The organism is Nonomuraea sp. LPB2021202275-12-8 (genome assembly GCF_037044575.1).
In the GTDB taxonomy this organism is placed as follows: domain Bacteria; phylum Actinomycetota; class Actinomycetes; order Streptosporangiales; family Streptosporangiaceae; genus Nonomuraea.
Map to the genome: position 1 here is coordinate 222,201 of NZ_JBAHWD010000007.1, position 17,908 is coordinate 240,108.

14 protein-coding genes are annotated in these 17,908 nt (G+C 71.9%); 10 read left to right on the forward strand and 4 right to left on the reverse strand.

Features of this window, described 5'->3' with window-relative positions; translation table 11 throughout:
• Position 1 precedes the first annotated feature (1 nt).
• Positions 2-1,063, forward strand: coding sequence for a glycosyltransferase family 4 protein (locus tag V5E28_RS16350; RefSeq protein WP_336207742.1), 1,062 nt, complete (start codon positions 2-4; stop codon positions 1,061-1,063).
• On the opposite strand, the gene V5E28_RS16355 is transcribed toward V5E28_RS16350, so the two are convergent.
• Positions 964-1,923: a lysylphosphatidylglycerol synthase domain-containing protein gene (locus V5E28_RS16355; RefSeq protein ID WP_336207743.1), complete on the reverse strand. Its 960-nt coding sequence runs from the start codon at positions 1,921-1,923 to the stop codon at positions 964-966. The two genes, V5E28_RS16350 and V5E28_RS16355, sit on opposite strands and share 100 nt — an antisense overlap.
• Before the next feature lie 132 nt (positions 1,924-2,055).
• Between V5E28_RS16355 and V5E28_RS16360 the strand changes: the two genes are divergently transcribed.
• The 7 genes from V5E28_RS16360 (at position 2,056) to V5E28_RS16390 (ending at position 11,603) form a co-directional block, all read left to right on the forward strand.
• A complete protein-coding gene (locus V5E28_RS16360) occupies positions 2,056-2,883 on the forward strand; it encodes a class I SAM-dependent methyltransferase (RefSeq protein ID WP_336207745.1) in 828 nt (275 codons plus the stop codon).
• Complete coding sequence (locus V5E28_RS16365; RefSeq protein ID WP_336207746.1) at positions 2,880-3,857, forward strand: lysylphosphatidylglycerol synthase transmembrane domain-containing protein; 978 nt, start codon at positions 2,880-2,882, stop codon at positions 3,855-3,857. Before V5E28_RS16360 ends, V5E28_RS16365 begins: the two co-directional genes overlap by 4 nt.
• Before the next feature lie 156 nt (positions 3,858-4,013).
• Positions 4,014-5,069, forward strand: a complete 1,056-nt coding sequence (locus V5E28_RS16370; protein WP_336207747.1) for a glycosyltransferase family 4 protein — start codon at positions 4,014-4,016, stop codon at positions 5,067-5,069.
• 32 nt (positions 5,070-5,101) lie between these two features.
• Positions 5,102-6,181: a sugar phosphate nucleotidyltransferase gene (locus tag V5E28_RS16375; RefSeq protein ID WP_442945822.1), complete on the forward strand. Its 1,080-nt coding sequence runs from the start codon at positions 5,102-5,104 to the stop codon at positions 6,179-6,181.
• Between the two features lie 55 nt (positions 6,182-6,236).
• Complete coding sequence (locus V5E28_RS16380) at positions 6,237-7,133, forward strand: DNA-3-methyladenine glycosylase family protein (RefSeq protein WP_336207749.1); 897 nt, start codon at positions 6,237-6,239, stop codon at positions 7,131-7,133.
• 51 nt (positions 7,134-7,184) lie between these two features.
• A complete protein-coding gene (locus tag V5E28_RS16385) occupies positions 7,185-9,770 on the forward strand; it encodes a bifunctional FO biosynthesis protein CofGH (protein ID WP_336207751.1) in 2,586 nt (861 codons plus the stop codon).
• Positions 9,771-9,941: 171 nt separating this feature from the next.
• Positions 9,942-11,603, forward strand: coding sequence for a substrate-binding and VWA domain-containing protein (locus V5E28_RS16390; RefSeq protein ID WP_336207752.1), 1,662 nt, complete (start codon positions 9,942-9,944; stop codon positions 11,601-11,603).
• A gap of 87 nt (positions 11,604-11,690) precedes the next feature.
• Here the strand turns inward: V5E28_RS16390 and V5E28_RS16395 are convergent, their stop codons facing one another.
• The 3 genes from V5E28_RS16395 to cofD all read right to left on the reverse strand — a co-directional run bounded on the left by V5E28_RS16395 (position 11,691) and on the right by cofD (position 14,764).
• Positions 11,691-12,425, reverse strand: a complete 735-nt coding sequence (locus tag V5E28_RS16395; protein WP_336207753.1) for a lytic polysaccharide monooxygenase — start codon at positions 12,423-12,425, stop codon at positions 11,691-11,693.
• A 102-nt stretch (positions 12,426-12,527) separates the two neighbouring features.
• Positions 12,528-13,829 (reverse strand): coenzyme F420-0:L-glutamate ligase, encoded by a 1,302-nt coding sequence (locus tag V5E28_RS16400; RefSeq protein WP_336207754.1) that lies wholly within the window; start codon positions 13,827-13,829, stop codon positions 12,528-12,530.
• Complete coding sequence (gene cofD / locus V5E28_RS16405; protein WP_336207755.1) at positions 13,826-14,764, reverse strand: 2-phospho-L-lactate transferase; 939 nt, start codon at positions 14,762-14,764, stop codon at positions 13,826-13,828. Before cofD ends, V5E28_RS16400 begins: the two co-directional genes overlap by 4 nt.
• Positions 14,765-14,957: 193 nt before the next feature.
• Between cofD and V5E28_RS16410 the strand changes: the two genes are divergently transcribed.
• Together V5E28_RS16410 and V5E28_RS16415 are read left to right on the forward strand one after the other, a co-directional pair.
• Positions 14,958-17,207, forward strand: coding sequence for a hypothetical protein (locus V5E28_RS16410; RefSeq protein WP_336207756.1), 2,250 nt, complete (start codon positions 14,958-14,960; stop codon positions 17,205-17,207).
• A 319-nt stretch (positions 17,208-17,526) separates the two neighbouring features.
• Positions 17,527-17,787 (forward strand): WhiB family transcriptional regulator, encoded by a 261-nt coding sequence (locus tag V5E28_RS16415; RefSeq protein WP_185088496.1) that lies wholly within the window; start codon positions 17,527-17,529, stop codon positions 17,785-17,787.
• The last annotated feature ends 121 nt before the right edge of the window (positions 17,788-17,908 follow it).

The following is a 17,908-nucleotide window of genomic DNA, read 5'->3' on the forward strand; positions in this document are numbered from 1 at the left end:
CGTGCGGATCGCCATCGTCGGCCCCACCTATCCGTACAAGGGGGGCGGCGCCCAGCACACCACCGAGCTGGCGCACCGGCTCGCGGCGCTCGGCCACGACGTGGTGATCGAGTCGTGGAAGGCGCAGTATCCGTCGTTCCTCTACCCGGGGCAGCAGACGATCTCCGCACCCGAGGGCGTCCCCTATCCGAAGACCGTGCGCGACCTCGACTGGCGCCGGCCCGACGGGTGGGTGGCAGCCGGCAGGCGGCTGCGCACGGCCGACCTGGTGGTCCTGGCCGTCCTCAGCCCGGTGCAGGTCCCCGCATATTTGGGGATCCTGTACGGCATAGGCCGAAAAGTCAGGACCATTGCCCTCTGCCACAACGTGCTGCCGCACGAGCGCAAGCCGTACGACAGGCCGCTGATGAAGGCGCTGCTCAAGCGCGTCGACGGGGCGCTGACCCACTCCGGGGAGCAGGCCGCGCTGGCAGGGGAGCTGACGGCCGGTCCCGTCCGCGTGTCGGCGCTGCCGCCGCACCTGCCCTCCACCCACGCGGGACGCTCCGACGAGGTGCGCCACCGGCTGCTGTTCTTCGGCATCGTCCGCCCGTACAAGGGACTCGACCTGCTGCTGCGCGCGCTTCCTGACGGGGTCGCGCTGACCGTGGCGGGCGAGTTCTGGGGCGGCCTGGAGGGCACCAGGGCGCTGATCGAGGAACTGGGGATCGGCGACCGGGTGGACCTGCGGCCCGGTTACGTGGCCGCCGACGACGTGCCCAAGCTGTTCGCCGAGGCAGACGCGCTCGTCCTGCCCTACAGGAACGCCACCGCCAGCCAGAACGTGTGGCTCGGCCACGAGCACGGCGTGCCGGTGATCGCCACCCGCGTCGGCGCGCTCGCCGACCATGTGACCGACGGCGTCGACGGCCTGCTGGTGGAGCCCGGCGACGTGGCGGCGCTCAGGCGGGCGATCGAGGGCTTCTACGCCTCCGGCGAGCCGGAGAGGTTGCGGTCGGGGGTCAAGGCGGTCGACCCCGCGCCCTTCTGGTCGGCGTACACGGCCGCGCTCCTGGACACCTGACGCCCGAGCAGCAGCGCCAGCCCGGCGGCCGCCGCGTCGGCCAGGGTGAACGCCAGCCGTGACAGCACCGCCACGGCGAAGGCCGGGCCGGTGGTGATGATCGGCGCGAGCACGAGCACCAGGGCGCCCTCCCGCACCCCCACCCCGGCGGGCACCACGAAGGTGAGCAGCCCCGTCGCCCAGGCGAACGCGTAGGCGCCGGTCGCGATCACGTAGAGGTCCCACCTGCCGGCGAGCATCCAGGTGTGCAGGCCGTACACGAACCAGCCGAGCGCGGTCCACCCCACCGCGACCAGCACCGTGCGGCCGGGCAGCACGCTGTCGAGCGCCGGCCTGCGCGCCACGCGCAGCGCCACGTTGAGCCCCCAGGTGAGCACGCGGGGATGCAGGCAGACGGCGATCACGGGCACGAGCAGCAGCAGATACCACGCCTGGCGCACGACCTCCTGGGTCGCCAGGGTCGCGGCGGCGATGGCGATCCCGACTCCCAGGTTGATCACCAGCGCCAGCGAGATGCACGCGAACGTCCTGCGCGGCGGGCTGCCGTGGTCGCGGCCGAGATCCATCATCGCGGCGTAGGCCCAGACAGCGCCCGGAATGTACTTGCCGAGCTGGCCCACGAACATGATCCGCCCGGCCACCCGTACGGGCAGCGGCGATCCCAGTCCCGCGAGCACCGCGCGCCAGGCGAGCAGCATGCAGAACTGGCCGAGCAGCACCGCCACGAACGCGCCGAGCACCGCCCACGGCGAGATCTCGGCCACGGCCGCCCGGGTGTCGTCCCAGTTGCGGGCCAGGGCGTAACCCAGAAAACCCAGCGCGACCAGGGCCAGGACGACGCGCAACAGGCGGCGGATCATCCGCCAAGGTTACGCGCGATACGCCAGGTAGAGCCAGACTGTCCTGATGACGTGAGCCGTGTCCGGATTCTCGCCCCGTCCGAAGCCGGGTTCGACGGCTGCCGGTGGCGAGCGCGGGTACTGTTGGGCGGCGTGGGAAAGCAACGGGTCGCGCAGCTGGCCTACTCCGAGTTCCAGTCGGCGATGCTCGACGAGGAGAAGCGCAGGCGCAAGGCCGCGAAGATCATCGCGGTGCTGGAGCACTTCCACGGGCCGCTCGGCGGGCTGACCGTGGGCGACGTGGGCTGCTCGGCCGGCTTCATCGCCGACGAGCTCGCCGCGGCCGGGGCCAAGCGCACGCTCGGCATCGACATCGACGTGCCGGGGCTGCGCAAAGCGGCCGACCGGTTCGGCGAGCGGGTGGCGTTCGTCTGCGGCGACGGCACGGCGCTGCCCTTCCCCGACGGCTCGATCGACGTGCTGGTCTTCAACCACATCTACGAGCACGTGGTCGACCCCGACGCGGTGGTGGCCGAGATGCGCCGGGTGCTCTCCGACGACGGCGTCCTCTACCTGGGACTCGGCAACCGGCTCGGCGTCATGGAGCCGCACTACAAGCTGCCGTTCCTGTCCTACCTGCCGCCGGCGCTGGCCGACCGCTACGTGCGCGCCTCCGGCCGCGCCGACCACTACTACGAGCGCTTCCGCACCCGGCGCGGACTGCGCAGGATGCTGCGGGCCTTCCACGTGTGGGACTACACCTTCCCGGTGCTGGCGACGCCGACCCGGTTCGCCGGGTCCGAGCTGTTCCCGGGGACGCCGGGGCGCGTGGCGCAGGCCGTGCTGGCCCGCACGCCGCGCGCCGTGCTGCGGCTGCTCCTCCCTCTTGTGCCGACCTACCTGTGGGTGGCGACGAAGACGCCGCGGCGCCCCGCGGGCGCCGCGCTCCCGCAGCCCCCCGAGCCGGTACGCCCGCTGTGAACGACTCCGGTACGCCGGGCCGCCCCGAGACGGCCGGCGACCGCGAGACCTCCACCAGCGGGGCCGAGGGGGGCGTGACGGCCGGACAGGGGGCGCCCGCTCGCAGGGGGACGTTGGTGCGCCGGGTGGTGCGGATCGGGTTCCTCCTGCTCGCGCTGGCCTTCGGCGGCTGGGCCGTGGCGTCTCAGTGGGACGCCGTGGTCGCCGGGTTCGCCGCGCTGAGCTGGCCGATGCTCGCCGGGTCGCTCGTCGCCGTCGTCGCCGCCCTGCTCGGGGCCATGCTCACCTGGCGCACCCTGCTCGCCGACCTGGGTTCGCCGCTGCCGCTGCGGCCCGCGGCCAAGGTGTTCTTCGTGGGCCAGCTCGGCAAGTACATCCCCGGCGCGCTCTGGCCGGTGCTCGCCCAGATGGAGATGGGACGCGATCTCGGCGTGCCGCGGCCGCGCAGCGCGGCGGCGTTCTTCCTGATGATGCCCATCCAGCTCGCCACCGGACTGCTCGTCGCGCTCGGCACGCTCGGCTGGGACCGGTTCGGCTGGCTGCTGCTCCTCGTTCCGGTGCTCCTGGTGCTGCTCGAACCCAAGGTGATCAACGGGGTGATCGGCTTCGGCCTGCGCAGGCTGAAGCGCGAGCCGCTGGAACGGCCGCTCACCCGGCGGGGGATGCTGACCGCGCTCGGCTGGGCGCTGCTCGGGTGGACCTGCTACGGCGTGCACCTGTTCTTCATCGCCCCCGAGATGGGCCTGCCGTTCGCCGTCGGCGCGTTCGCCCTGTCGTGGTGCCTGGGCATCCTGACCTTCGTCGTGCCCGCCGGGGCGGGGGTGCGTGAGGTCGCCATGGTGGCGGCGCTCGGGCCCGTCATGGACAGCGGCCCGGCCATCGCGGTGGCCCTCTGCTCGCGGATAGTGATCATTCTCGGCGACTTGATCTGCGCCGGATTGGCCGGAATTTCGGCGCGGCGCGACTCGGTGTGATTTGGCACACGATTTAGGGGAGGCTGGTCATAAGCTGAACCTAGAGGGGGACACCAGATCCCACGTTGATCTTGAGGGGAGAAGATCTTCGTAATGCCTCGAGTGCTCGTCGATGCGGCCGCAGTTCCCGCGGACCGCGGTGCGTTGATCAGGTATGTGGACGGCTTGGTGATGGCGCTCGACCGGGTGGGCGCCGACCTCGCGGTGGTCTGCCAGCGGGCGGACGCCGAGAGATACCGCGCCATCGCCCCGTCGGCCCGCGTCATCCCGGGACCCGTCTCGCTCACCAACCGGGCGGCCAGGCTCACCTGGGAACAGACGGGCCTGCCCCTGCTCGCCCACCGGGCCGGGGCCGACGTGATCCACGCCCCCTACTACTCCATCCCGCTGCGCTCCGGGGTGCGGACGGTCGTGACGGTCCACGACGTCACCTGGTTCACCGAGCCGGACCAGCACAGCCCGGCCAAGGCCTCCTTCTTCCGCTCGGCCACGCGCACCGCCGTGCGCCACGCCAACCGGGTGATCGTGCCGTCCAAGGCGACCAGGGACGAGCTCGTGCGGGTGCTCTCCGCCGACCCGACCCGCATCGACGTCGCCTACCACGGCGTCGACCAGCAGCAGTTCCATCCGCCGAGCGAGGCGGAGATCCAGCGGGCGCTCAGCAGGTGCGGCCTGCACGGCCAGCCGTACGTGGCCTTCCTGGGTGCGCTCGACCCTCGCAAGAACGTTCCAAACCTGATCCGCGGCTTCGCCACCGCCGTCAAGAACCTCCGGGAGCCGCCCGCGCTGGTGCTCGGCGGCGGGGTGCACGAGGACGACGTCGACGCCGCCTGCCGGGAGGTCGAGGCCACCGTCAAGGTGGTGCGGCCCGGCTACCTGAGCGTGCCCGACCTGGCGGGTTTCCTCGGCGGGGCGCTCGTGGTGGCCTTCCCGTCCAGGGGCGAGGGGTTCGGCCTGCCCGTGCTGGAGGCGATGGCCTGCGGCGCGCCCGTGCTGACCACCCACCGCACGTCGCTGCCCGAGGTGGGCGGCGACGCGGTCGCCTACACTGAGCCGGACGCCGACAGCATCGCCGCCGCGCTCGGCCAGCTCCTGGCCGCGCCGGACAGGAGGCGGCAGCTGCGCGAGGCAGGGCTGGCGAGGGCACGCGAGTTCACGTGGGAGGCGTCGGCCGAGGCGCATCTCAGCTCTTATCAACGCGCCATCGAATAGTTCGGTAACCTCGCACAGTTATGGAGAGCTCTTTGCCAGACCTCGAGGCGATCCTCCTGGTCGGGGGGCAGGGCACGCGCCTGCGTCCGCTGACGCTGGGCACGCCGAAGCCGCTGCTGCCGACCGCCGGAGTGCCGTTCCTGGCCCACCAACTGGCACGTGCCCGCTCGTTCGGCGTGCGCCGGATCGTCTTCGCGACCTCCTACAAGGCCTCGATGTTCGAGCCGGAGTTCGGCGACGGTTCGGGGTTCGGGCTCTCGCTTGAATACATGACCGAGGAGACGCCGCTGGGCACCGGGGGCGCGATCCGCAACGCCGCGGAGGCGCTGTCGTCCGGGCCGTCCGACCCGGTGCTCATCCTCAACGGCGACATCCTGTCCGGTCACGACATCGGCCGGCAGGTGCGCGACCACCTCGCTCGCGACGCCGCTGTAACGCTCCATTTGACGGAGGTGGAGGACCCGACCCGGTTCGGCTGCGTCCCCACGGACGGCGACGGCCGGGTGACGGCGTTCCTGGAGAAGACCCCCAACCCGGTCACCAACCGGATCAACGCCGGCTGCTACGTGTTCACCCGCTCGGTCATCGACGAGATCCCGCGCGGCGAGGTCGTGTCGGTGGAGCGGGAGACCTTCCCCGGCCTCATCGAGTCCGGCCGGCTCGTGCTCGGCTACGCCGACCGGACCTACTGGCTCGACGTCGGCACGCCCGCCGCGTTCGTCCAGGGCTCGCGCGACCTGGTGCTCGGCCGCCTGGAGTCGCTCGCCCTGCCGGGGCCGACGGGCGAATACCTCGCCCTGCCGGGCGCGCTCGTCTCGCCGGAGGCCAAGATCCAGGGCGGCACGGCCGTGGGGGCCCGCTGCGTCGTCGAGGCGGGCGCCACGGTCGTCGGCTCGGTGCTGAGCGACGACTGCGTCGTCGAGGCGGGTGCCAGCGTGACCGACTCGGTCGTGGGGCGGGGAGCGCGGGTGTGCGCGGGCACGGTGGTGCGCGACGCGGTCATCGGCGACGGCGCGGTCGTCGGACCGGGCAACGAGCTGCGGGCGGGGGTGCGCATCTGGCCTGGCGTGGAGCTGCCCGAGCGCGCGGTCCGCTACTCGAGCGACGTCTGACCGGTGGCGGGCATGCTGGAAAGATGAGGGACACCGGATCGGGCCCGGTCGGCCGATGAAGGAGCGCGTCTGGGCCCCTGCGGGGCCGGTCGAGGTCGGAATGGAGCTGGCGCCGCACAAGCGCGGCTCCGGCGACCCGGCATGGCGCCAGACGCTCGACGGCGCCATCTGGCGCACCTCGCGCACCCCCGACGGGCCCGTCACGCTCAAGGTGTCGGCCGGCCACCGGCAGGTGCACGGGCACGCCTGGGGGCCGGGGGCCGAGTGGATGCTGGACAGGCTGCCCGCGCTCCTCGGCGCCGAGGACGACGTCTCGGGCTTCAGGGTGCGGCACGCGGTCCTGGACGACGTGGCGAGGAAGCACGCCGGGCTGCGCATCGGCAGGACGGCCAGGGTCATGGAGGCCCTGGTGCCCGCCGTGCTGGAGCAGAAGGTCGTCGGTCGCGAGGCGTGGCGGGCGTGGCGGTGGCTGCTGCAGAGGTACGGCGAGCCGGCGCCGGGACCGGCGCCCGAAGGGATGCGGGTCATGCCCGAGCCGGCCGTGTGGCGGGAGATCCCCAGCTGGCACTGGCACAAGGCCGGGGCCGAGGCCGTGCGCGCCAGGACCATCGCCACCGCCGCCTGGCACGTCGCCAAGCTGGAGGCCGCCACCACCAGCGAGGAGCTCGACCGGCTGCTGCGGGCCCTGCCCGGGATCGGGGTGTGGACGTCCGCGGAGGTGCGCCAGCGAGTGTTCGGCGACCCCGACGCGGTCAGCGTGGGCGACTTCCACCTGGCCAAGATCGTCGGATATGCGCTGACCGGCGAGAAGACCGACGATCCCGGCATGATGCGGCTGCTGGAGCCCTACCGGGGGCACCGGCATCGGGCCGCGCTCCTCATCACGCTCACGGGTCTGCGCCCGCCCGCGCGCGGCCCCAGGATGGCCGCCCGCGATTACCGGTCCTTCTAACCCGGGCCCCTGAGTGCGGGCCGGGAACTCAGCTGGTCGTAGTGTGCCGTTATGAGTCTCGTCAGTGATTCCGCGTTCCGCCGTGCTCTCGCCCGTGCCCGTGACGGCAAGACCTTGGACGTCGCCGAGGCCACCGTGCTCCTGCACGCGCGTGGCGAGCACCTTGAAACCCTCCTTGACCACGCCTCCCGGGTGCGCGACGCCGGGCTTAAGGCCGTCGGACGGGAGGGGGTCATCACCTACAGCAGGAAGGTGTTCATCCCCCTGACGAGGCTGTGCCGGGACCGCTGCGGCTACTGCACGTTCGCGACCGCGCCGCACAAGCTCGAGTCCCCTTTCCTCAGCCCGGACGAGGTGCTGGAGATCGCCAGGCAGGGCGCCGCCATGGGGTGCAAGGAGGCCCTGTTCACCCTGGGCGACCGGCCCGAGGACCGCTGGCACCAGGCACGCGAGTGGCTCGACGCGCACGGCTACGACGACACGCTCTCCTACGTGCGGGCGATGGCCATCGGGGTGCTGGAGGAGACCGGGCTGCTGCCGCACCTCAACCCCGGCGTGCTGAGCTGGCGGGACCTCCAGCGGCTCAAGCCGGTGGCGCCGTCGATGGGCATGATGCTGGAGACCACGTCCAGGCGGCTGTTCGAGGAGAAGGGGCAGCCGCACTACGGCTCGCCGGACAAGGACCCGGCGGTGCGGCTGCGCGTGCTGGAGGACGCCGGGCGGACCAACGTGCCGTTCACGACCGGGATCCTGATCGGCATCGGCGAGACCGTCGAGGACCGGGCCGAGTCCATCTTCGCCATCCGGCGGGTGGCCCGCGAGTACGGCGCGATCCAGGAGGTCATCGTCCAGAACTTCCGCGCCAAGCCGGACACCGCCATGCGCGGTCTGCCGGACGCGGACCTGAAGGAGCTGGCCGCCACCATCGCCGTCACCCGGCTGGTGCTGGGTCCGCGGGCGCGCGTGCAGGCGCCGCCCAACCTGGTGGACTCCGAGTACGAGCTGATGATCCGGGCCGGGATCGACGACTGGGGCGGCGTGTCGCCCCTGACGCCTGACCACGTGAACCCCGAGCGGCCGTGGCCGCAGATCGAGGAGCTCGCCGCGCGCACCGCCGACCACGGGTTCCGGTTGCGGGAGCGGCTGACCATCTACCCCGAGTATGTGCAGGCGGGGGAGCCGTGGCTGGACCCCCGCCTGTTCGGGCACGTGGCTGCGCTCGCGGATCCCGAGACGGGGCTCGCCCGGGAGGGGGCCATGCCCCAGGGACTGCCCTGGCAGGAGCCTGACGGCGGGTTCTCCTCCTCAGGGCGGGTGGATCTGCATGTGGAGGTGGACACCTCCGGGCGCACCCATGATCGGCGCGATGACTTCGATCACGTCTACGGGGACTGGGACGCGCTGCGGGACCGGCTGGATCCCGCCGCACCGGTGCCGGGAGCAGCGGCGGCGCGAAGCGGTCCCGGAGTGCCCGGGGAGGTGCGGGAGGCGCTGCGCCGGGCTGAGAGCGATCCAGCGGGGCTGAGCGACGCCGAGGCCGTGGCGTTGCTGTCGGCCGAGGGGGAGGCGCTGGAGGAGCTCGCCGGGATCGCCGACGAGCTGCGCCGCCAGGCCGCCGGGGACGACGTGACGTACGTGGTCAACAGGAACATCAACTTCACCAACGTCTGCTACACCGGCTGCCGGTTCTGCGCGTTCGCCCAGCGCAGGACGGACGCCGACGCCTACACGCTGAGCCTGGACCAGGTGGCCGACCGCGCCGAGGAGGCGTGGCGGGCGGGCGCGACCGAGGTGTGCATGCAGGGCGGCATCCATCCCGACCTGCCCGGGACGGCGTACTTCGACATCGCCAGGGCCGTCAAGGCCAGGACGCCGGACATGCACGTGCACGCCTTCTCGCCGATGGAGGTCATCAACGGCGCCAGCCGCACCAACCTGTCGGTCGAGGACTGGCTGCACGCCGCCAAGGAGGCCGGGGTGGACTCGCTGCCGGGCACGGCGGCGGAGATCCTGGACGACGAGGTGCGCTGGGTGCTGACCAAGGGCAAGCTGCCCGCCGCCGAGTGGGTGGACGTGATCACCACCGCGCACCGGGTGGGCATCCCGACCACCTCCACGATGATGTACGGGCACGTCGACACCCACCTGCACTGGGTCAAGCACATCAAGCTCATCCGGCGGCTGCAGGAGGAGACCGGCGGGTTCTCGGAGTTCGTGCTGCTGCCCTTCGTGCACACGAGCGCGCCCATCTACCTGGCGGGCGTCGCCAGGCCGGGGCCCACCGCACGGGAGAACCGGGCGGTGCACGCGCTGGCCAGGATCCTGCTGCACGGGGCGATCGCCAACATCCAGTGCTCCTGGGTCAAGCTCCAGGACGACCTGTGCCGCCAGGTGCTGAACGGCGGGGTTAACGATCTCGGCGGCACGCTCATGGAGGAGACGATCAGCCGGATGGCCGGGTCGGAGAACGGCTCGTACAAGACCATCAGCGAGCTGCGCGAGATGGCCGGGATCACCGGCAGGCCGGTGCGGCAGCGCACCACGGAGTACGGCCGGCCGGGCGCCGAGCGGCTGGCCGCGTCCGAGGCCAGCGACGGAGTGTGCCAGAGCGTGCGGCGGGTACTTCCGCTGGCATAGTTATAACAAGTTCTACTGACCCTTGCGCCTGCTGTGGGAGGCGCTGGGAGAATCGTCACCCCCCACCGAGAGAGGTTCACCGTGCGGTTTGGCCGACACCGCGCCGCGTTATCTCCCGAGCAGAGACGGGGGAGAGCGCTCCGGCGCGGGATGCTGGCGGGTGTCACGGTCGTGGCTGTGGTCGCGGGCATGCTGGTGGTGCTGTTCGGCGGCGGCCGCGGTGCCCTGTGCTCCACACGAGAGCCTGTTCTGGTTGATGTGGCGGCCGCGTTCGACGTGGCTCCGGCGGCGATGGAGGCGGCCGGGCGGTTCAACGAGACGAGGACCACCGCCGGCGGGCGGTGCGTGCTCGTCCAGGTGACCGAGCAGCCTCCCGCCACGGTGTTGCGCACGCTGATCGGCGAACGGGCGGGCGTGCTGAGCGAGCGGCCCGACGGCTGGATCTCCGACTCCTCGGCCTGGATCCGCCTGGCTCGCAAGCAGGGGGCGAGCGCGCTGCCCGCGGGCGAGACCGTGGTGGCGACCTCGCCGCTGGTGTTCGCGACCCGCTCCTCGCTCGCCGAGCGCTTCTCGGTCGGCAAGACGGAGATGAACTGGCGCATGGTGTTCCCGCCCACGGTGCGCGGGCGGGTGGCGCCCACCGAGGAGGAGCCCGACATCGTGCGGGTGCCCGACCCGTCGCTGGCGGGGGCGGGCATCGCCACCGTCGCCGCGGCCAGGGACGTGGTCGGCACCGGGCCGGAGGCCGACAAGGCGCTCACCGCGTTCGTCCGGTGGGCGCAGGCGGGCTCGGCGCCCGACTACCGCAGCATGCTGGCGGCGGTCGACAACCGGGCGTTCTGGCAGCGGCCGGTGGTCATCGTGCCCGAGCAGTCGGTGCGGAACCACAACCTGAGCCCGTCGGCGGACCCGGTCGTCGCGCTGCACCCGCGCGAGGGCACGATCACCCTCGACTACCCGTACGTGGTGACCGCCACCGATCCGACGGTGGCCGAGGCGTCCACGGCCTTCGCCGAGTGGCTGCGCGGGGCCGAGGCGCAGCAACTGGTCCGGGAGGCGGGATTCCGGTCGGGTGACGGGACGCAGGGCCCGGTCACGGCGGGAGCGCAGAGCCCGGTCACCACCCCCAAGGTCCGGCCCTCGGTGTCGCACGAGGACATCGACGAGGCGCTGCGGGCATGGAGCAGGCTCGCCCCGCCGACCAACATCCTCGTGCTGAGCGACACCTCCAAGCACATGGCCGAGCCGCTGGGCGGCCGCACCAGGGTGGCGGTGGCGCTGGACGCCGCCAGGACCGGGCTGCAGCTCTTCCCCGAGTCCACGCACATGGGACTGTGGGAGTTCGCCGAGAGGATCGGCGGGATCAACGGCTACCGGGAGCGGGTGAGCCTCGGCCCGATCAACCGCCCGGAGACGGGCGAGCTCGTCAGGCGCGGCCGGCTGAACGAGCTCACCACCACGATCACCGCCCACCCCAAGCGGGACAGCTCGCTCTACGACTCGATCCTGAGCGGCTTCCGCAAGGTCGGCAGCGAATACCGCGAGGAGATGAACAACACGCTGCTGGTGATCACCGCAGGCAAGGACGACGGCCACGGCATCAAGCTCTCGCAGCTCGTCGAGCGGTTGCGTGCCGAGTGGAAGCCGGACAGGCCGGTCCAGGTCATCATCATCGCCTTCGGCAACGGCGTCGACCGCGACGGCCTGTCAGGCATCACCTCGGTCACGAACGGGTCCCTGCACGTCGCCCAGGAGCCGGGCGAGATCATCGACGTCTTCCTCGCCGCCCTGGCCCGCCGCCTGTGCCATCCCACCTGCGGGACGGCCTCGTAGAGACGGTGAAGGGGGTGCCGGTGTCCGGCACCCCCTTCGATCAGTCGGCGCCGGAGGGCGGGGGCGCCGCTCTCCGGCTGGCCGAGGTCAGATCCTGCTCCACAGGGCCGGGACGTTGGGCGGCTCCCAGCCGGTGAGTGCGGTGTGCGCCTGGAGGCAGCGGTAGGTGGCGCCGCCGTAGGTGACGGTGGAACCGGTGCTGTAGGCGGTGCCGGCCTTCCACGTGCCGCCCGGGCTGACGGTCGGCGTGGGGGTCGGCGTCGGAGTGGGCGTGGGGGTGGGCGTGGGCGTGGGGGTGGGGTTGCCGCCACCGCCGCCGATCTGCAGGTCGATGCAGGCGTAGAAGGCCATGGGCGTGTCGGCGATGTTCCAGACGGCGAGCACCTTCTGCCGGCCGCTGAAACCGGACAGGTTCACGGTGTGCGAGACCTGCGGCGGGGGCTGGCGGCCCGCGTCGTTGAAGCTGGCGACCCGGGTGTTGCCGATGTAGTACTCCCAGGTGCTGGTGGAGTGGCGGGCGGTCAGCGTCCAGTTGAAGTTGACCGTGGTGCCGACCGAGGTGACGGGCCAGGGCTTGCTCTCGTCGCTGAGCTGGGCGAAGCGGCTGAGGCCGCCGTGGCAGTTGCGCTGGCCCTTCGGCCCCTCCACGCTCTGCGGCTCGTAGATGATGTCGCCGCAGTTGGCGACCCGGCCCTGGGCGCAGTGCGCCTGGCGGCTGGGGGGCGAGTTGACATAGCCGTGGGCCAGGGCCGGGGAGGCGACGAAGATCGTTGCGGCGATGGTCATCACCGCCGCGGCCAGTAACGTGAGCAACCTTCTCATTGAAGCGGCTCCTTTACTTGGGGGGTTGGCCCAAATGTAAAGGAAAGTTTCCTAACGGTAAACCGATTCGTGACCGCTCCTGGAAGTGGTGAGTCAGGCCCGTCAGCGCGTCACGTAGAAATCCCGTGGATCGCGCGGCGCGCGGTCGCGCGGAGGGGCGGCCGCGTGGCCGATGGCGACGCAGCCCATCGGATCCCACTCCTGCGGCAGGTCCAGCACCTCGCGCACCACCGGGCGGCAGAACATCGTTGACGACACCCACGCCGAGCCCAGCCCCTCGACGGCGAGCTGGACGAGGAAGTTCTCGACGCCGGCGCCGGTCGCCACCACGAACATCTCCCGCTCGGCCGCGTTGCGCCGATCATCCCGGTAGGTGTGCGAGCCCTCCATCACCAGGCACGGCACCACCAGGTAGGGGGCGTCGCGCAGCACGTCGCCGCGCCTGACCCGCTTCGCGATCGACTCCTCGGTGAAGCCGTCGCCGCGCAGGTCGGCGATCCACGCCTCGCGCATGGCGTCGACCAGCCGCATCCTGGTCGCGGCGGACTCGACGAGCACGAACCGCCAGGGCGTCGTGTGGTGCGGCGCGGGGGCGGCGATGCCCGCCGCGACCGCCCGCCGCACGGCCTCGGGGTCGACCGGCCGGTCCCCGAACGCCCTGATGGTGCGGCGCGCGAACACCACGTCACGCGAGCCGAAGCGGAACATGTCCTCGTCGGCCGGGCGCACCAGCGGCCTGACCCCCGGTCCGTCGTCCTCGGTCACCAGGTGCGACAGCCCGCGCACGATGGCCACGGGCACCCCGTCGAGCTTGCCCTTGACCAGCTCGGCGGCGGATGCGACCTCGTCCACGAGGGCTGTCACGGTGGCGCTGAGCGGGTTGCCGTGGGTGTCGGCCGCGCCGCGGAAGTCGGCCAGCGCCGTGACGCCCGCCGCGCCGATGGCCACGTCGGTCAGCCCCTGCCGCCACGGCCTGCCGAACGTGTCGGAGACGATCACCCCGACCCTGTGCGCGAGCCCCGCCCTGATCCGGCGCGCCGAGGCGTCGGGATCCTCGGGCAGCAGCAGCACGGTGCCTGGATCGGTGTTGGAGGCGTCGACTCCGGCGGCGGCCATGACGAAGCCGTGCCGGGTCTGCGAGATCACGGTGTCGCCGCGCCGGGCGACCACCCGGTCGGTCTCGTCCTCGATCGCCTTGGCCCTGTCGGGGGCCTCGCGGATCCGGCCCTCCGCCTTGCTCACGATCTTGGAGGTGACGACGAGGATGTCGCCGTCGCGCAGGCCGGCGTCCTTGAGCAGGGCGGCGATGTCGTCACCGGGCCGCACCTCCCCGATGCCGCGCACCCCGACGATCTCGACCTGGCCGGGGGCGGCTCCTGGCGGCTGGTGCTGATCTGCGGTCATCGGGCGAGCTCCTGGGCCAGGTCGAGGGCGGCGCGCGCGATGGCGACGGTCGAGTCCGTGTCGTGCATGAGGAGGGGCCGGGCCTCGACCCGGACGCCCTCCAAGGCGACCGCCGAGTCCTCGGGGGCGACCAGCCAGCCGCCGATCAGGTCGGCGCCGTACAGCTCCAGCACCGCCTGGGCGCTCGTCTCGACCCCGATCGCCGTCAGGCAGGCGTCGGCCATGCCCCTGACGGGGGCGCCGCCGATGATGGGGGAGACGCCCACCACGGTCTTGGCCGTGAGGGCGTCGCGGATGCCGGGCACCTGGAGGATGGTGCCGATGCTCACCACCGGGTTGGACGGCGGCAGGATGACCACGTCCGCGTCGGCGATCGCCTCCAGCACGCCCGGAGCGGGCTTGGCCTGGTCGACGCCGACGAGAGCGATGGACTCGGCGGGGACGGACGCGCGCAGCCGGACCCACCACTCCTGGAAGTGGACGGCGCGCCTGCCGTGCTCGTCGGAGATCACCACGTGCGTCTCGCAGCGGTCGTCGCTCATCGGCAGCAGGCGGACCCCCGGCTGCCAGCGCGCGCACAGCGCCTGCGTGATCTGCGAGAGCGGGTAGCCGGCCTCCAGCATCTGGGAGCGCACGATGTGGGTGGCGAAGTCGCGGTCACCCAGGCCGAACCACTGCGGCTGCACCCCGTAGGCGGCCAGCTCCTCCTTGACGACGTGCGTCTCCTTGGCGCGGCCCCAGCCCTGCTCCTCGTCGATGCCGCCGCCCAGCGTGTACATGACGGTGTCGAGGTCGGGGCAGACCCGCAGGCCGAACAGGGTGATGTCGTCGCCCGTGTTGCCGATCACGGTGATCTGGTCGTCGGGTGCGGTCGCGCGCAGGCCGCGCAGGAAGCGGGCGCCGCCGATGCCGCCGGCGAGGGACAGGATGTGCATGCGGCCAGTCTTCCACCGGGCCCGGGAAGCCCTCCCACGGGAGCCGTTTTAGTTCATCCCGCAACCTCCGAAAAAGGCGGATTTACGGGGAAGATAACGGCTATCGTGATCTACGAGCTCCATGGGACTCCCGCGGGGTAAGTCCATGATGTGGCAAACTCCCTTCGGGCCAAAGGGTCCGTTGGGGGTAGTTGTGAGCAAATTTGACGTCGCCCGGCTGAAGGAGCCGGCCGCCTGGATCATGCTGGCCGCCGGCGGGCTGGACATCCTGCTGACGCTGGGCCGGATCCTGATCGGCTCCTCGGAGTCGTTCGGCGGCAGCTCATCCTTCGTCGAACGGGCATTCAGCCACTTCACCGGCCTGACCAGCCCGGTCACCACGGCGCTGCTCCTGGGCGCGGTGATCCTGGTCACCAAGGTCGGCCAGCCTTCGCCAAAGGCCAAGCCCGTCGCCTACATCGCGGCGGCCTTCCTGGGCATCGCCACCGTGTTCGGCGCGCTGTCGCTGCTGCTCGGCCTGTTCGCCGGCGCCGGGGCACGCTCCACGGTGGAGTTCGTGCTCATGGGCGCGCCGCTGCTCGCGCTGACCGCCGTCGCGCTGGTCTACCTGCTGCCGCAGGTCCTCCCCGAGCGCCGCGCCGCAGCCCAGGGCTACGCGCAGGGCTTCCAGGGGTACGGCCCGCAGGGGTACGGCCCGCAGCCGCCGTCGCAGGGCGGCCCCGCCTACGGCCAGCAGCCGCCGTCCCAGGGCCAGCCCGGATACGGCCAGCAGCCGCCGTCGCAGGGGCAGCCGGCGTATGTCCAGCAGCCGCCGTCGCAGGAGTACGGCCAGCAGCCGCCTGTCCAGGGCCAGCAGCCGCCGTACGGCCAGCAGGGCTACGGGCAGCAGCCGCCGAGCCACGGCGGCCACCCCGAGCAGCCCCCGTACCCGCAGCAGTCCTACAGCGCCCAGGCCCAGCCGCCGTTCGGCCCGCAGGACCAGCCCGCTCAGGCGCAGGACGCCTATCAGCCTCAGCCCAGAGCGGCCCTCCCGGCCCTGCCCGCGGCCCCGTCCGACCGCGACCAGAGCCAGGCGGAGCAGCCGGCCGGCCAGTTCGACGGCTACGGCCAGCCCTCCCAGTCGCAGGACCCGTACAGCCCGCAGGCTCAGGCCCCCTTCGGCCAGGCTCAGGAGCCGTACGGCCAGCAGCCCCAGGACGCCTACGCTCCGCAGACCCAGGACGCCTACGCTCCGCAGCCCCAGGACGTCTACACCCCGCAGGCCCAGGACCCGTACACCCCGCAGGGGCAGGATCCGTACGGCTCGCAGGGGCAGGACCCGTACGGCTCGCAGGGGCAGGATCCCTTCGGCCAGCGGACCCAGGACGCGCACGGCTCGCAGGCGCAGGATCCGTACAGCCCGCCGAGCCAGGCCCCGTACACGCCGCAGAGCCAGCCCGCGCACGCCGCGTACACGCCGTCCGAGACCGCGCCGGACGCGGGATTCCAGTCGCAGGCGGAGTACCAGCCCGCGCCGTACGTCCCGGCGGACAGCCAGCCGAACGTCTACGGCGCGCCGAACCCCTACGCGCCGGCCGAGAGCCGGCCGGACGCCTACGGCCAGGCCGGGGACCCGTACGCCCCTCCGGCGGACAGCCAGGCGGGCGGCTACGCTCCCTCCGGCGGCCAGCCGAACGCGTATCCGCCGGCCGACGACCGGCCCAATCCGTACGCGCCCGCGGCCGACAGCAGGCCGAACCTGTACGCCGCCCCCGACGGACCGCCCGGCGCGTTCGGCACCGCCGGCCAGCCCTACAACACGAGCGAGACCGCGCCCAGCGTCCCGTACCCCCAGGCCGAGCAGCCCCAGCAGTCCCAGTACGGCCAGCAGGCGTACTACGAGCGCCCGTCCGCCTTCGACCAGCAGGGCCAGCAGCAGGGCGGGCAGCCGTTCACCGGGTACTCCGGCAGTGAGTTCGCGACCCCGGCCCACGAGCCGGCCGAGCCGGACCTGCCCGTGGATCCGCGTTCGCAGCAGCTCCTCGACGCCTACCAGCAGGCGGAGACCTACCAGTCGGGCGCCGGCACCCAGCCCGACCTCAGGGTCCCGGACTATTCGAGCCCGGCCAGGTCGTACGACGACCCGTTCGGCCACCCGCAGCACGGCCAGCACGGTCAACCGCAGCACTCGCAGTCCCAGCCCGCCCGGCCGCAGCACGCGCAGCCCCAGCACTCGCAGGCACCGCACTCGCAGGCGCCGTACGAGCCCCAGCAGGGTCAGTACGAGTCGCAGGGCTACCAGCCGCACCACCAGGCGCCGGGCTGGAGCGCCGAGACGCCGGCCGAGTCGACCGTCCGGCTGGACCAGTCGTCGTTCGGTGACGCGCTGGGCGAGCAGCCCCGGCAGGGGGATGACCCGATCGACCCGACGGCCATATACACGCCCAACGAGCCACGCAGGTAACGGACCGGCAAAGCACGGCTAGAGAAGAGGTGGCGCAGAGGGCGGAGCTCTATCCCGCCCTGCTACGGTTCCGACCGCTGACAGCGTTGAACACACCCGTCCATCACCCAGGACTCTGGCCTGAAGCGGGTGCGAACATCACATGCCAGGCACGACCGGGGCGAGAGCTGGTCTTTCCCCGGATACCAGCATGCCGCTTGACGCCACGTACGGCACACGCGTGTAATTACAACCATGTTGTTACGCCTTCCCGTGGGTGGGTACAAGGAAGGCGTTCCATGGGGGGCTCCATTGCGGGCGGGCGGCAGGGAGGTGTGCAGTGACCGATCTGGTCATCGCACAGGATCAGCTTGACGCTGAAGAACTCGGCTGGCAGGAGCGCGCACTGTGCGCGCAGACTGATCCGGAGGCGTTCTTCCCGGAAAAGGGCGGCTCCACCCGAGAGGCCAAGAAGGTGTGCCGATCGTGCGAAGTTCGTGCCGAGTGCTTGGAGTACGCACTCGAACACGATGAGCGCTTCGGCATCTGGGGTGGGCTGTCCGAGCGGGAGCGCAGACGAATCAAACGCGAGGCCGTATAGGGATATATCCGGAGGAGGGTCACACGGTTCGCCGTGTGACCCTTTTTCGTATGTGTGCAAGGTGTGACCTGTATGGTGGGCGCGGCTGATCAGCCCCCTGATGATCACCCCTCTGGAGCCG